The sequence below is a fragment of the Brevibacillus sp. FW306-2-1A-C05A genome (genome assembly GCF_058781555.1).
The window spans coordinates 166,730-181,158 of record NZ_JBYSWV010000003.1; the positions used below are offsets into that span (position 1 = coordinate 166,730).

General features: G+C 55.8%; 14 protein-coding genes. All 14 read left to right on the forward strand.

Annotated features, from left to right (window positions below; translation table 11 throughout):
* Positions 1 to 116: 116 nt before the first annotated feature.
* A complete protein-coding gene (locus tag AC3WJN_RS04870) occupies positions 117 to 464 on the forward strand; it encodes a nucleotide pyrophosphohydrolase (protein WP_005831242.1) in 348 nt (115 codons plus the stop codon).
* Entirely contained in the window at positions 457 to 1,209 is a 753-nt protein-coding gene (gene dapB / locus AC3WJN_RS04875; RefSeq protein WP_005831240.1) for a 4-hydroxy-tetrahydrodipicolinate reductase, read from the forward strand. Before AC3WJN_RS04870 ends, dapB begins: the two co-directional genes overlap by 8 nt.
* A gap of 50 nt (positions 1,210 to 1,259) precedes the next feature.
* On the forward strand, positions 1,260 to 1,670 hold the full coding sequence (locus tag AC3WJN_RS04880; RefSeq protein WP_005831238.1) for a methylglyoxal synthase: 411 nt from the start codon (positions 1,260 to 1,262) through the stop codon (positions 1,668 to 1,670).
* The gene (gene bshB1 / locus AC3WJN_RS04885) at positions 1,667 to 2,368 is read left to right on the forward strand and encodes a bacillithiol biosynthesis deacetylase BshB1 (RefSeq protein ID WP_007785406.1); all 702 of its coding nucleotides are present in this window, start codon (positions 1,667 to 1,669) and stop codon (positions 2,366 to 2,368) included. The genes AC3WJN_RS04880 and bshB1 overlap by 4 nt, the downstream gene beginning before the upstream one ends.
* Before the next feature lie 20 nt (positions 2,369 to 2,388).
* Positions 2,389 to 3,504: an N-acetyl-alpha-D-glucosaminyl L-malate synthase BshA gene (bshA, locus tag AC3WJN_RS04890; protein WP_005831236.1), complete on the forward strand. Its 1,116-nt coding sequence runs from the start codon at positions 2,389 to 2,391 to the stop codon at positions 3,502 to 3,504.
* Positions 3,505 to 3,662: 158 nt separating this feature from the next.
* On the forward strand, positions 3,663 to 4,892 hold the full coding sequence (locus AC3WJN_RS04895; protein ID WP_007785403.1) for a CCA tRNA nucleotidyltransferase: 1,230 nt from the start codon (positions 3,663 to 3,665) through the stop codon (positions 4,890 to 4,892).
* Positions 4,882 to 5,865: a biotin--[acetyl-CoA-carboxylase] ligase gene (locus AC3WJN_RS04900; RefSeq protein WP_005831232.1), complete on the forward strand. Its 984-nt coding sequence runs from the start codon at positions 4,882 to 4,884 to the stop codon at positions 5,863 to 5,865. The genes AC3WJN_RS04895 and AC3WJN_RS04900 overlap by 11 nt, the downstream gene beginning before the upstream one ends.
* A 267-nt stretch (positions 5,866 to 6,132) precedes the next feature.
* Entirely contained in the window at positions 6,133 to 6,987 is an 855-nt protein-coding gene (panB, locus tag AC3WJN_RS04905; RefSeq protein WP_005831230.1) for a 3-methyl-2-oxobutanoate hydroxymethyltransferase, read from the forward strand.
* Positions 6,984 to 7,847, forward strand: a complete 864-nt coding sequence (panC, locus tag AC3WJN_RS04910; RefSeq protein ID WP_005831229.1) for a pantoate--beta-alanine ligase — start codon at positions 6,984 to 6,986, stop codon at positions 7,845 to 7,847. The genes panB and panC overlap by 4 nt, the downstream gene beginning before the upstream one ends.
* Positions 7,848 to 7,908: 61 nt before the next feature.
* Entirely contained in the window at positions 7,909 to 8,292 is a 384-nt protein-coding gene (gene panD / locus AC3WJN_RS04915) for an aspartate 1-decarboxylase (protein ID WP_007785399.1), read from the forward strand.
* Positions 8,293 to 8,375: 83 nt separating this feature from the next.
* Positions 8,376 to 9,857 carry a tetratricopeptide repeat protein gene (locus tag AC3WJN_RS04920; protein WP_007785396.1) on the forward strand — a complete coding sequence of 494 codons (1,482 nt, stop codon included), beginning with the start codon at positions 8,376 to 8,378 and terminating at the stop codon, positions 9,855 to 9,857.
* 92 nt (positions 9,858 to 9,949) lie between these two features.
* Positions 9,950 to 12,850: an ATP-dependent DNA helicase DinG gene (dinG, locus tag AC3WJN_RS04925; RefSeq protein WP_007785394.1), complete on the forward strand. Its 2,901-nt coding sequence runs from the start codon at positions 9,950 to 9,952 to the stop codon at positions 12,848 to 12,850.
* A gap of 41 nt (positions 12,851 to 12,891) precedes the next feature.
* Positions 12,892 to 13,782: a ComEC/Rec2 family competence protein gene (locus AC3WJN_RS04930; RefSeq protein WP_007785392.1), complete on the forward strand. Its 891-nt coding sequence runs from the start codon at positions 12,892 to 12,894 to the stop codon at positions 13,780 to 13,782.
* Positions 13,783 to 13,796: 14 nt separating this feature from the next.
* Positions 13,797 to 14,420 carry a redox-sensing transcriptional repressor Rex gene (locus tag AC3WJN_RS04935; protein ID WP_005836584.1) on the forward strand — a complete coding sequence of 208 codons (624 nt, stop codon included), beginning with the start codon at positions 13,797 to 13,799 and terminating at the stop codon, positions 14,418 to 14,420.
* The last annotated feature ends 9 nt before the right edge of the window (positions 14,421 to 14,429 follow it).

A 14,429-nucleotide genomic window follows, 5' to 3' on the forward strand; every position in this document is an offset into this window, starting at 1 on the left:
AACGATTATTTGATTGTCCATATGTTGGAAGACGAAGTATTGAGATTTGGCAAACGCAGCCTTTTTGTGTACGATAGGTGAAAGAGAGAAGGATGAAAAACAAAAGGAGTGGGCAGATGGAACGGCAAAAAACCATGCAGGAAATGCAGCAGGAAGTGGACCAATACATATCGCAATTCAAGGAAGGGTATTTCTCGCCGCTTTCCATGCTGGCGCGCATGACCGAAGAAGTCGGGGAGCTGGCGCGGGAGATCAATCACTTTTACGGCGAAAAGCCAAAGAAGAAAGACGAAGGCGAGAAAACCGTCGAGGAAGAGCTGGGAGACGTGCTCTTTATCGTGATCTGCTTCGCGAACTCGCTTGGCATCGACCTGCAGGAAGCGTTTGATCGTATTATGCACAAATTCAACACACGTGATAAAGATCGCTGGACAAGAATTGAGGAGAACAAGCAAAATGGATAAACAGATTCGCGTAGCGGTTGCAGGCGCAAATGGCCGCATGGGCCAGGAAGTAGTGAAAATGCTGGCGCAGGACGCGCAGTTGATCTACACCGGAAATTTGGATACTCGCCTTGGCAGCGAAGAAATCAACAAACAGATGGAAGAAATGAAGCCGGATGTGCTCGTCGATTTTACCACGCCGCACAGCGTCTACAAAAACATGGAGCTGTGTTTGGCCCATGGGGTGCGGCCAGTGGTCGGGACTACGGGCTTGACTCCAGAGCAGTTGCAGGAAATGACAGATCGCTACAAAGAGGCGGGGCTTGGTGCCATCATCGCTCCGAACTTTGCGATTGGCGCTATTTTGTGCATGAAATTTGCCGCGATGGCAGCCAAATATATGCCGCATGTGGAAATCATCGAGCTGCACCATGATCGCAAGCTGGATGCGCCGAGCGGTACAGCGTTGAAGACAGCGGAGATGATCGCCGCGGTACGCCAGGAGCTGAAGCAGGGGCACCCGGAAGAAGCAGAGACGATTCCCGGCGCACGGGGAGCGGAGTACGAAGGTTTCCGCATCCACAGTGTGCGCTTGCCGGGAATGGTCGCTCACCAGGAAGTGCTGTTCGGTTCGACCGGGCAAACGTTGTCCATTCGCCACGATTCGATCAACCGCGAGTCGTTTATGCCAGGCGTTAATTTGGCGATTAAGGCCGTCATGAGTATGTATGGCTTGATCTACGGTTTGGAACATCTGATTGATTAAACGTTTGATTAAAAAAGCGATCTCTATCGAGACATAAGGGAGAGTTTCTCGTGAAAATAGCATTGATTGCCCATGATCGAATGAAAGAAGAGATTGTCCAACTGGCCATGGCCTACGAATCCATCCTGGCGGAGCATGAGCTGTACGCCACAGGAACGACGGGCGGAAGAATCATGGATGCCACTTCGCTGAAACTCACCAGGTTTTTGTCCGGCCCATTAGGCGGCGATCAGCAGATTGGCGCGATGATTGCCAAAAACGAGATGGACCTGATTATTTTCTTGCGCGATCCGCTTACCTCCCAGCCGCACGAACCGGATATTATCGCGCTTTTGAGACTGTGTGATGTGCACAAAATTCCGTTTGCCACCAACCTTGGCTCTGCGGAGATTATGCTCAAGGCGCTGGAACGGGGAGAGCTGGCTTGGCGTGACGTGCTGCACAAGGAGAACGAAGCATGAGTACACGCGAACTCGACATTTTGGCGATTGGCGCCCATCCCGATGACGTGGAGATCGGGGCGGCAGGCAGCCTGCTATTGGCGGCAGCTTCTGGCAAACGGACAGCGATTCTCGACCTGACTTACGCTGAACTGTCGTCCAACGGTACGGTGGAGCGCAGACAGCAGGAAGCGGCTGCGGCCGACAAGCTGCTCGGAGTGTGTGCGCGCTACAATTTCGGATTGCCTGACCGCGGGCTGGAAGCTGTCAGGGAGCAAGCGATCGAGCGTGTGGTGAAGCTGATTCGGAAGACGCGTCCGCGCACCGTACTCGCCCCGTATTTTTCCGATCGCCATCCCGACCATGAGAGCGTAAGCCGCATCGTGCGCGAAGCCATCTTCAACGCGGGCATCCGCAAGTACATGCCCGATCCGGAGCTGCCGGCGTATCGTCCCGCTCAATTTCTGTACTATTTTATTAATTCGACGGTAACGCCGCAGGTCGTGGTCGATATTACTACGGTTTTTCCGCAAAAAATGGAAGTCCTCCGTTGCTACCGCAGCCAGTTCGAGCTGGAAGAAGGCAGCGTGCAAACACCGCTCACGAACGGGTATCTCGAATCCGTCGAGTACCGCGAGCGGTTGTTTGGGCAGCAGGCAGGCGTCCGTTATGCCGAAGGGTTTGTCAGCGCTGCGCCGTATGTATTGACCAGCTTGTGAGAAGGAGTGACACCTAAGAAATGAAGATCGGGATTACGTGTTATCCATCGCTGGGAGGGTCCGGGGTCGTTGCGACGGAACTAGGCAAGCTGCTGGCGGAGCGGGGGCATCAGGTGCACTTCATTACGGGCGGGATGCCTTTTCGCCTCGGTGCCTTCCACCCGAACATTTTTTACCATGAAGTAGAAGTGAACCATTACGATGTATTCAAATACCCTCCCTACGACTTGACGCTGGCAAACCGGATGGCGCAGGTGGCCAAAACGGAAAACCTGGACTTATTGCACGTACATTATGCCGTGCCGCATGCGCTGTGCGCGTTTTTAGCGAAGCAGATGGTCGGGGATCATTTGAAAATCGTGACGACCTTGCACGGGACGGACATTACCGTTTTGGGTTATGACTCGAACCTGAGTGACATGATCCGCTTTGGCATCGAGCGCAGCGATCTGGTGACGGCTGTGTCCAAAGACTTAATCAGGCAGACAAAAGAGCTGCTGCACGTCGAAAAAGAAATCGTTCCCGTGTACAATTTCGTCGACAAGCGCCGCTACTATCCAAAAGAAGTAGAGAAGCTGAAAAAGGTGTTCGCGCCGAATGGTGAAAAAATTCTCATGCACATCTCCAACTTCCGCCCGGTCAAGCGTGTCCCGGACGTCATTGAGATTTTCGCGCGGGTCAAGGAAGCAATGCCTGCCCGGTTGATCCTGATTGGCGAAGGGCCGGAAATGGGCGCGGTCCGCAAGCAGATTGCCGAGCAAAATTTGACGGACGATGTCTGTTTTCTCGGCAAGCAGGAAGACGTCGCGGAAGTGTTGTCCATGGCCGACCTGATGCTGTTGCCGTCGGAAAAAGAAAGCTTCGGACTCGTTGCGTTAGAAGCGATGGCTTGCGGCGTGCCTGTTGTGGCGACGGTTGCCGGCGGGATACCCGAAGTCGTGGTCGACGGCGTCAATGGCTTTTTGCGCCCGATTGGGGATGTCGAAGGCATGTCGCAGGCAGCGATTCGCCTGTTGCAAGACGAAGCGTTGTACCGCGAGTTTTCCGCAAACAGCATCGAGCGCTCCTGCAAAACGTTTTGTCACGAGACGATTGCCTCCCAGTACGAGGCTCTCTATACAAAGTTGCTCGGGTAAGCTTTTTTGCCGCAAACGGTCACGCTCACTGGCGGGACAGATTGCTTTTCGCCAGTTGATGCAGTTTGGATACGAAAATAAAGAGCCCATACAAAAATCTCATGCGTATCGCCTCCTTATGTAATCAGGTGAACCATGCGAGAAAGGGGGGAAGTGGCATGACGCTCCATCTGGCTAACCAGATTCTGGAAACGTTGGAGAAGCACGGCTTTGAAGCGTATTATGTCGGCGGCTGCGTCCGCGATTGGCTGTTGTCTCGGCCGGTGCACGATATAGATATATGTACGAATGCCCATCCTAGCGACGTCATCCGCTTGTTTCCCGATCACGTCCCGACCGGACTCAAGCATGGAACGGTGTCCGTGAGAATCGAAGGGCAGTTTTTTGAAGTGACGACGTACCGGACGGAAGGCAAGTATGAAGACTACCGCCGTCCTGCTGATGTCCAGTTCGTTTCCGAGCTGAGACTGGACCTTGAACGCAGAGACTTTACGATGAATGCGATGGCGATGAACCGCGCAAAAGAGCTGCAGGACCCGTTTGGCGGGCGGGCGGATATCGCGCAAAAGCTGGTGCGGGCCGTAGGCGAGCCGCTGGAGCGTTTTCGCGAGGATGCGCTGCGGTTGTTGCGGGCGGTACGGTTCGCCGCCCAGCTTGGCTTTTCCATCGAGGCGCAGACGCTTGCCGCTATGCAACAGACGGCTCCGCTCCTGTCGCATATCGCGGTGGAGCGCGTCCGCGAAGAGCTGAACAAAATGCTCGCCAGCGATTCGCCGCAAATCGGCTGCGCGTTGATTAACGAAACAGGGCTGTTCGGGTACGCTCCTGGCTTGCAGCGGCTGTTTCGCGATGCGGCTTCCGAGTTTTGGCGGGCTGTCCATGTGGAGAGTCTGGCGCAAAAATGGTCGCTTTTGCTCTATGCGGCGCGTTTTACTGCGGCGGAGTCCAAAGCGTTTTGCCAGTCGCTGCGGATGTCCAAACGGGAGACGGAGACGATCGTCGGCTTTGTGGAGCTGTTGGAGCGCATCCAGCCAAAATGGGACGCGCCCGAGACTGTCGAGTGGGGACAGTTGCTGCTTGATGCCGGCTGGGACACGTGCGAACAGCTTGCCGGGATATTGCAAAGCTGCTGGTGGAAGCAGCCAGCGCAGACGCACAGCCTGATGCAGACATTGGTCGAACAGTATCGGGCCATGCCTGTGAAAACGATGAAGGAGCTGGCGGTGACAGGGCTTGACCTGCAAGTCGCGCTGCAAAAGAAAGCGGGCGAGTGGATTGTCCACGTGCTTCGGGCGCTGCTTGCGCAGACAGCTCTCCACGGCTTGCCGAACACGCCGGAGGCTCTAATCGAAGCTGCAAAGAAAGAGGTAGCGCAAGATGAACATTAAACAGGTCATTCTTCAAGCATTTCGCGACCAGCCAGGGCGCTTTATCTCTGGCGAAGAATTGAGCCAGACGTGCGGCTGCTCGCGAACGGCCGTCTGGAAGCATATAGAAGAGTTGCGGCGGGACGGCTACGAGGTCGAGGCGGTGCGCAAGTCGGGCTATCGTCTGCTGGCCGCGCCGGATCGGCTGTCTGCCGCGGAAATTATGGCAGGGCTTGCCACGACAAGGATCGGACAGCACGTCATCGCCCACGACGAGGTCGTCTCGACGCAGCCGCTCGCGCATGAGGCGGCGGCAAAAGGGGCGCAGGAAGGCACGCTTGTTTTGGCGGAACAGCAGACAGGCGGCAAAGGGCGGCTGGGACGTCCGTGGCACTCTCCGAAAGGGACAGGCATCTGGATGAGTCTGATCGTCCGTCCTGCGATTCCGTTGCCGAAAGCGCCGCAGATGACCTTGCTGACGGCGGTGACCGTCGCGAGGACGATTCGGGAAGAAACCGGACTAACGGTCAAAATCAAATGGCCGAACGACATTTTCATTGGCGATAAAAAAGTGTGCGGAATTTTGACCGAGCTGAATGCGGAAGCAGACCGGGTCAACTATTTGGTTATCGGCATCGGGCTGAACGCCAACAGTGTACAGGCTGACTTCCCGGAAGAGCTGCTTTCGATCGCCACGTCGTTGCGAATCGAGTCGGGCACCCCGGTCAAGCGCGTCGCGTTCATCCAGCGCTTTTGCCAAAACTTCGAGGAAGAGTACGACCATTACTTGCAGGAGGGCTTCCAGCGGGTGAAAGACGAATGGGAAGCCAACTCCTACTCGATCGGCCGCTGGGTGACGGTGCAGACGATCTCGCAAAAGCTGGAGGGCCAGGCAATCGGCCTCGATGAAGAAGGCGTGCTGATGGTCGAGGATCGCGCCGGACAAATTCATAAAGTGTATTCGGCCGACGTCAATTATCGTGCAAATGTGTAGATGATTTGCTATACTCCAAATGGGAGGCTGTATCTGTGGCAGAACGGTACTCCCGGAGTATTTTTGGCATGATTGGTGTATCAATAAGGCAATAGTGCAAGGACAAAAATCTGCTCAGAGCCTTTGTGGACCGAGACAGAAGGAATCCGTTTATGACAAGACAAGTATGTCTCTTTGGCATGGACAACCTTCTCCGCATTTGAGCGAGAAGGTTTTTTTGTTCCTCTCCATCCACGAAGCCTTGGCGCGAAAGAGGAGAAGACGCAAATGGCAAAACAAGTCACGACTTCCGACATCCGCAAAAAGAAAGAAGCGGGCATCCCGATTTCGATGGTGACAGCCTACGATTTTCCATCTGCGAAGCTGGTGGAAGAAGCAGGCGCGGACATGATCCTGGTTGGCGACTCGCTGGGGATGGTCGTTCTGGGCTACGACTCGACCGTGCCGGTGACGATGGACGACATGCTCCATCATACGAAGGCGGTCACGCGAGCGGCCAAGCGCGCTTTTGTCGTCACGGACATGCCGTTTCTCAGCTACCACGGAACGATTGAGGAAGCGGTGAAAAACGCGGGCAGACTAATGCAGGAGGGACTGGCGAAAGCGGTGAAGCTGGAGGGCGGAAGCGAGCTTGCGCCACTCATTACCCGTCTGGTGCAGGCAGGCATTCCCGTTGTCGGGCACATCGGCCTCACGCCGCAGTCCGTGCATCAGCTTGGCGGCTACAAGGTGCAGGGACGAGATTTGGAGGCGGCGAAAAAATTGCTGGACGACGCCTTGGCGATTCAACAGGCAGGGGCTTTTGCCATCGTGCTGGAATGCGTGCCGGAAGAAGTAGCGAAAATGATCGCCGAGAAACTGGAGATCGCGGTCATCGGCATCGGTGCCGGGGCAGGCTGCGACGGTCAGGTGCTGGTGTTCCACGACCTGGTTGGCTACGCTTCCCAATTGACCCCGAAATTCGTCAAGCGCTACGCGGACATCGGCACGTCCATCCGCGAAGCGGTCGCCGCGTATATTAAAGAAGTCGAGCTTCGGCGTTTCCCTGGACCCGATCACGTTTTCCACGCGTCCGAAGAAACGATCAAGGAGCTGTACGGGGAAGGAGTGACCCAGGCATGATTCAAACGATGCAGCAAATATCCACCATCGAGGAATTGCGCGTTCAAATAAAGGCAGCACGGCTGCAAGGAAAAACGATCGGCTTCGTGCCGACCATGGGCTTTTTGCATGAGGGGCACCTCAGCCTGGTCAAAGCGGCCCGGGAAAAATGCGACCTGGTGGTCATGAGTATTTTTGTCAATCCGCTGCAATTTGGCCCAAACGAAGATTTTGAGCGCTATCCGCGCGATATCGAGCGCGACAGCCAAATGGCGGCGGGGGCGGGAGTCGATCTCTTGTTCACCCCGTCCGTGGAAGAAATGTACCCAAGGCCGATTTTGACGACGGTATCGGTCGCAAATGTCACGACACCACTGTGCGGCGCTTCCCGTCCGGGCCATTTTGACGGGGTATCGACGGTCGTGCTGAAGCTGTTTTCCATCGTCCAGCCTGACTACGCCTTTTTCGGGCAAAAAGACGCCCAGCAGGTGGCTGTCGTCACGCAAATGGTCAACGATTTGTCCGTTCCAGTCGAAGTAATCCCGTGCCCAATCGTCCGGGAAGCGGACGGGCTGGCGATGAGCTCGCGCAACGTCTACTTGTCGGCGGAAGAGCGCGAACAGGCTCTCGTCCTCTCGCAAAGCTTGCGGCAGGCGGCGGCATGGCTGGAAGAAGGGCTGCCGCTGGAACAGATCAAAGCGCGCATCAGACAGATGATCGCAGACAAACCGCTCGCCGAGATCGACTACGTAGAGATTTTGCGCTATCCCGATTTGCAGCCTGTAGAAACCGAACTGCCGGGACAAGCGATTATCGTGGCGCTGGCCGTTCGCTTTGGCAAGACGCGCCTGATTGACAATCTGATTGCCGCGATCCGTTGACCGATAGGGATAGGCGATTAGCGGATACTTATTTTCGAGAACGCCAAAGGAGGAAATGCCTGTGTTTCGCACTATGATGAAGGCGAAAATTCATCGCGCTACCGTGACGGAAGCCAACCTCAACTACGTGGGCAGCATTACGATCGACAAAAATATTTTGGATGCACTGGATATTTTGCCGAACGAAAAAGTGCAAATCGTCAACAACAACAACGGTGCCCGCCTGGAAACGTACGTCATTGAAGGGGCGCCAGGCAGTGGCGTGATTTGCCTGAACGGCGCAGCCGCCCGTCTCGTGCAGGAAGGCGACATCGTCATCATTATCGCCTACGCCATGATGACAGACGAGCAGGCGCGCACGTACAAGCCGCGCGTGGCGATTATGGACGAGCACAACCGGATCAAGGAAATGCTCGGCGAGGAAGTGCACGGGACCATCGTCTAGGCGAGGGCCGCTTGTACGCATAGAGCCACCTGCCTTGTGAGACAATGAAACTACTCATGCCTCACAAGGGGGTGGCTTTTCTCGTGAAAATCGAAGACTGGTTTCAGACGCTGCGTACCAAAGCGCAGAGCATCGAAGAGCGGTGGAAGGAAGCCTCGGAACAGGAGCGGCTTCAACTCGCCGACCAACTGTTTTACTTGCGCCAGGTCAGCGATACGGTCGTAGATCTGTGGCTGCAGTTTGAGGAAAAGCTGTCCAACGCCATCCGCCATATCAAGCAAATGGAAGGGCAGCTTCCGGCCGCAACGCAAGAGGAACAGGCCGAAACGGCCATGGCAAAAGAAGGGGAAGCACTCGTTCAGAAAGAGGCGGGCAAAACGGCTGCAAAAGAAGCGGGCAGTGAGGTCAAACAAGGCAAGCTCCCGCAAGAAATGCACGCGTATGAGCCTGTCTTTCGCCGGGGAGAAGGCTTTTACCATTTGCGCATGTTTCAGGACGCCAAAAAATGCTTCGCCCAGCTCGTGCAGGAGTCGCCGGACTGGGAGAGCGGGCGGCTGTACTACGCTTACAGCCTGCTGTTTTGCGACGAGATGGAAACGGCTTTTCGCGAGTTTCGCCTGCTCGCCAAGTCGGCAAGCTCTCCGACCGTCGTCGCCATCAGCTACAATGCGATCGGCTGCCTACTCGCCGAGGAAAAGCAGTGGCTGGAGGCGGCGCAAGCCTTCAAAACCTCGCTGGAGGCAAAGCCCGACCAGGAAGAAGCCAGGTACAATCTCGCGCTCTGCTACTTGATGGACGGAGATGCCCAGGAAGCGCTCGATGAAATCGAAGGCTATTTGCAAAAGCACGAGCACGATTGGGAAGCGCAGTTGCTCTGGCTGCGCGCCGCCCATTTGCTGTTTCAGATGGACGAGACGGCTGAGCTTGCCCCGCCTGCCAGCCTGACGTTGCCAAATCGCGAGCTGGACAGCGAGACGCTGCAGGAAATGGCGCATTTGTACGAAGCGGTGGGCAATTATCACCGGGCGCAGATTTGCTATCATTTTTTGACCGAGCGCCTGCCAAAAGAAGGCTGGGTGTGGCACGGACTGGCGTGGAACACCTGGCTGATCGCAGGCAGCGAACGGGGGCTGACCTTGATGAAAAAAGCGATCAGCCTGGCGCCGGGGCAGGACGACTTCGTCTTCAGCTACGGCTGGATGCAGTTGTTTGACGGGAACATCCCCGGCGCCATCCTAGCGTTTCGCCACATGCTGGAAAAAGACAGCGAAAATCGCCTCGGCCAGTCGGGGATGATCTCCGCTTTTGAAAAAGTGGGAGAGACGCGGGAAGCAAAGCGGCTGGCCAAGCAGTTTCTGGACGATTCAGACCCGTATATCCGTTCCCTTGGCTATTTTCATTTAGGCAGACTGGCGATGATCGAGGAAAACTGGCGGCTGGCCGAGCAGTATTTCCAACGGACGCTTCCGCATGCCGACCAGTTCCGCGAAATCCCTATTTACTTGCAATTGTGCGCGAGCAAGCTCGGCGGGCAAGCGGCAGAAAGCGAGCTTGTGCAGCCGTAATTGCAGCCTGGAAGCAGGAATCATTCGCATCGTTGCCGAATGTGAATGAGTGCGGATGACAGGTTCCCGCTCAGGTTACGAGGTGACAACGCTTGAATCGATTACTTGTAGTAGATTTTGAAACGACGGGGAGCCATCCGCGGCAGGGAGACAGCATCATTCAGATCGGCGCTGTGGCCATCGACGACGGCCAGATCACAGAATGCTTCTCGACTCTGATTCATCCCGGACAGGACATCCCCCCTTTTATTACCCAGCTAACGGGAATTACTAACGAGATGGTGGCCGATGCCCCGACGTTGGAAGAGGTATTTCCTCAATTCTTGCGACTATTGGATGGACGGGTCTTTGTGGCCCATAATGCAAGCTTTGATCTCCAATTTTTACAAGAAGCCCTGCTGAGTCAGGGCTATTATGCGTTTGACGGATACGTGCTCGACACGGTGGAACTGTCCCGCCTGCTGTTGCCGATGCAAAACAGCTACAGGCTCGGGGAGCTGGCGTCAGAGCTGGCCATCGAGCACGACAATCCTCACCAGGCCGACAGTGACGCGCTGGCAACGGCCCAACTTTTTTTGCACTTGCTCGATATTTTGCAGCAATTGCCGCTCGTGACCATTCAACGGCTGCAAATGCTTGTTTCGTCGTTTCGCTCGGACATCCACGTCCTTTTGCGGCAAATGGAGATGGAAAAGCTCACGGAGCTGCCCGAGCTGGGGGCTGAGTCGGCAGAGGAAAACACGCAGTTGTGGGACATTTATCGCCAGCTCGCCATAAAAAAGCGCAAGGAAAAGCTGAAAGCGAGCTTCCAGCGGCCCGAGGGCGATCTGGTCCGGGCAAAAGCATTCGGCGAGCAACTGGAAAAGCTGATGGACGAGCAGGGACAGATACAGGTGAGCATGAGCGGCTTTCAGCGGCGGGAAGCGCAGGAAGCGATGATGCACGCCGTTTTTGACGCGATGCAAGACGGTGTGCACCTGTTGGTGGAGGCAGGGACAGGTACGGGCAAGTCGTTGGCCTACTTGTTGCCAGGCATCATCTGGGCGCACCAGAATCGGGAGCAGTTGGTGGTCAGCACGAACACGATCCAGTTGCAGGAACAGTTGTTCCATAAAGAGATTGCGACCTTGCAGCAATCGCTGCCGTTTGCGTTTACGGCTTCCACGCTGAAGGGCAGGGGCAACTATTTGTGTCTGCGCAAGTTCGAGCAGGCGCTGGAGGAGCCGGTGGAAGGCAGCAGCCAGGAAATGCGGCTGGCAAAAGGGCAACTGCTCACCTGGCTGACGCAGACCGAGACGGGCGACGTGGAGGAGCTGAGCATGCCGCCGAGCGGACAGCTTTTGTGGCAGCAAGTCAAAAGCGACACCAGCTCGTGCCTGAACCGCGCCTGTCCGTGGTTTAGCCGCTGCTACTACTTCCAGGCGAAAGAACGGGCAAAGGAAGCGGATGTCCTCATCGTCAACCACGCCCTGCTCATCAGCGACCTGCAAGCAGAGAACCGGATTTTGCCGCCCTATGAAGTTGCGATTATCGACGAGGCGCATCATTTGGAAGATGCGGCGACCCAGCATTTGGGCAAGCAGTTGACGACGACCCAACTGCTGTTTTTGCTCGATCGGGCTTCCGTGGAGGACGGCGGCGCGATCGCACGCTTCGCAGCGGAGCTGGAAAGCTGGCAGCCTGCAGTCGCACAGGAGCTGTCCGCGCACCTCTCCGAATGCAAGAAGCTGTCTGCTTCCTTGCGGGAGAAGGCCCAGCAGTGGACCCAGTTTTTGTTCGCATGGGCCTCGCAGCGCGCGGAAGAGACGACGGATGCCGGCCGAGAGACAGTGCGCTACCGCGTAGCTTCCTTCACCGGAAAGCATGAGAAAATCCGCAAGGTGACGAAAAAGCTGCTCGATGGCATGACGGCATTTGCTCTCCATCTGGAGCAAATGGTACAAAGCATTCCCCAGGAAGAGAAGCCGCCGTTTTCTATCCGCAGCCTGCAGACCGATCTGCTCGGGCTGGTGAAGGAATGGCAGCAGATGATGGAGCTTCTGCATTTCTTTTTACTCGTGCAAGACGAAGAATACGTCTACTGGATGGAAGTCGAGTCGCGCGCGGCGCGCAAGCAGGTGCATCTGTCTGCGGCCTTGCTGAACGTGGCCGATTCGCTCCAGGAACCGCTGTTTTCGCAAAAGCGCAGCCTGATTATGACTTCGGCCACCTTGACTGTCAAAAACAGCTTTTCTTACGTCATGAGCCGCTTCGGTCTGGACAAATTGCCGGCCGAACGGGTGCGCACGCTGTCGCTGCCTTCTCCGTTCCATTACGAAGAACAGGGGCTGCTCTTGATCCCGTCCGATTTTCCGGCGCCCGGCAAAGAAAACGATCAGGCGTATCTCGATGCGATTGTCCAGGGCTGTGTCGATATCGTCGTGGCGTCGAAGGGCAGAACGTTGATCCTGTTCACGTCGCACTCGATGCTGCAGCTGGTGTACCAGGCCATGAAGGAGCGGCTGGCCGAGGAGGCAGAGCCGTACACGCTGTTCGGACACGGCATCGACAGCAACAACCGCAGCAAGCTGGTGCGCCTGTTTCGGACGATGGAGAGAAGCGTGCTCCTTGGGACGAGCAGCTTTTGGGAAGGCGTGGACATCCAGGGCGAGTGGCTGAGCAGTCTGGTCATCGTACGGCTGCCGTTTACGCCGCCGAATCACCCTGTCTACCAGGGACGCGCCGAATCGCTCAAGGCCGAGGGGAAAAACGCGTTTATGTCGCTGTCGCTGCCGCAGGCTGTCATTTTGTTCAAGCAAGGGGTCGGAAGGTTGATCCGTCACCATTTGGACCGCGGCGTCGTGGTCGTGTTCGATACGCGTGTCGTCGAATCGCGCTACGGCCGTTCGTTTTTGCAATCGCTCCCGCCGTTCCAGGTCGAAACCGGCTCCTGGGCGACGCTGCGTGAGCGGATTGCGCCGTTCCTTAGTATGCAATCCTTGTCAGATTCATAAAATGAAGCAATAGTCTAGCAGGGATTTAGGTGATAAAATAAATGTTATGGAAAAAAAAGCGGGCCTGGCTGCTGCTCGTCACGTGTGTGGCTTTGCTGTGCTCGTGCTCGATCGACAACCATTTGCAGGAAGCCGTGAAGGTAGACGACCCGTTTGCTACCGAGCGCGTGGAGGAGTTTACGGGTCTTGTCATTACGTATTGGGCGCTTCCTCATGGCGAAAGCACGCTGGTGCGGATGCCGGGCGGAAAAACGATGCTGATTGATACAGGCAGCGCGGAGGATTGGAGCACGTTGTCCGCGCATCTGTCTGCCGCGAAGGTGACGCGCCTCGACTATCTCGTTTTGACGAACGATCAGCCCGAGTATGCAGGAGGATACCCTTTTTTAAGCCAGCAAATCATCATCGACTCGGTCATTTTGCCCAAGCTGATTTCGCCCTCGATCCGCCAGTTCGTCCCGCTCCACAAGGTTCCGAAGCAGAAAGAGCTGGAGGAAAATCAGGAGCTCATTCTCGATACCGACGTCACGCTGGAGGCTTTGTTGCCGAGCGAACCGCTGTTTTTGTCTCCGCAAAACAATTCGCTCGTCTTTTTGCTCAAGCACGGCCAATTGCGGTTTTTGTTTGCGAGCGGGATCAACGAAAAAGCCGAGGAACGCCTGATTGAGCGCCATCCGGACCAGCTCAAGGCGGAAGTGCTCAAGGTCGGCGACCAGGGGAGCAATCAAGGCACCTCTCAGCCGTTTCTGACGCGGGTCGACCCCCAGATTGCGGTCATCCAGACAGGCAAGGAGCGCGGCGAGGTCGGCCAGTCCGAGGTGCTGGAGCGGTTGGGCGAATCGTGGGCGGAGACGTATGTAACAGGCAGGGACGGCTCGATCGTCATTTTGTCCAATGGGAAAGATTACAGGGTATTCAAGCAAAAGAAATAGGGGGAAGACCGAACGTGGCTAAACACGAAAAGATTTCGGAAGCGGTCGTCCGCCGTTTGCCGATTTATCTGCGTTACCTCAGCTATTTGCAGCAAAACGAGGTGACCACTGTTTCCTCCCAGCAAATGGGCAAAAATTTGGATGTGAATCCAGCCCAAATCCGAAAAGACCTGGCTACCTTCGGCGATTTCGGGAAAAAAGGGATTGGCTACGACGTCAATTACCTGGTGGAAAAAATACGGCAGATTTTGAAGCTGACAGAGGAAGTTCGCGTCGCTCTGGTAGGAGCAGGCCATTTGGGGCATGCGATCAGCAACTACAACGCTTATTTAAAAGATAACATGCGGATTGCGGCCATTTTTGACAACGATCCCGGCAAGCTGGGAAAAGTAGTGGCGGGTATCCCGATCCAGCCCTTGCACGAGCTGGCGGACACGATCGCAGCAAAAGAGATCAAGTTGGCGATCATTACCGTCCCTGCGCCGGCAGCGCAATCCGTATGTGATCTGTTGATTCAAGCGGGTATCAAGGGAATCTTGAATTTTGCTCCTACGACAATTCGCGCGAAAAAAGATGTGCGCATTCACTATGCGGATGTGACATCCAATTTGCAGAGCCTGGCCTATTACTTAACGTAAGAATGGAGT

What these genes read in the sequence shown, in the direction of transcription:
- AC3WJN_RS04870 (WP_005831242.1), top strand. Translation starts at nt 117, where the DNA reads ATGGAACGGCAAAAAACCATGCAGGAAATGCAGCAGGAAGTGGACCAA.
- AC3WJN_RS04930 (WP_007785392.1), top strand. Translation starts at nt 12,892, where the DNA reads ATGTTATGGAAAAAAAAGCGGGCCTGGCTGCTGCTCGTCACGTGTGTG.
- bshB1 (WP_007785406.1), top strand. Translation starts at nt 1,667, where the DNA reads ATGAGTACACGCGAACTCGACATTTTGGCGATTGGCGCCCATCCCGAT.
- dapB (WP_005831240.1), top strand. Translation starts at nt 457, where the DNA reads ATGGATAAACAGATTCGCGTAGCGGTTGCAGGCGCAAATGGCCGCATG.
- bshA (WP_005831236.1), top strand. Translation starts at nt 2,389, where the DNA reads ATGAAGATCGGGATTACGTGTTATCCATCGCTGGGAGGGTCCGGGGTC.
- panB (WP_005831230.1), top strand. Translation starts at nt 6,133, where the DNA reads ATGGCAAAACAAGTCACGACTTCCGACATCCGCAAAAAGAAAGAAGCG.
- AC3WJN_RS04900 (WP_005831232.1), top strand. Translation starts at nt 4,882, where the DNA reads ATGAACATTAAACAGGTCATTCTTCAAGCATTTCGCGACCAGCCAGGG.
- panC (WP_005831229.1), top strand. Translation starts at nt 6,984, where the DNA reads ATGATTCAAACGATGCAGCAAATATCCACCATCGAGGAATTGCGCGTT.
- AC3WJN_RS04895 (WP_007785403.1), top strand. Translation starts at nt 3,663, where the DNA reads ATGACGCTCCATCTGGCTAACCAGATTCTGGAAACGTTGGAGAAGCAC.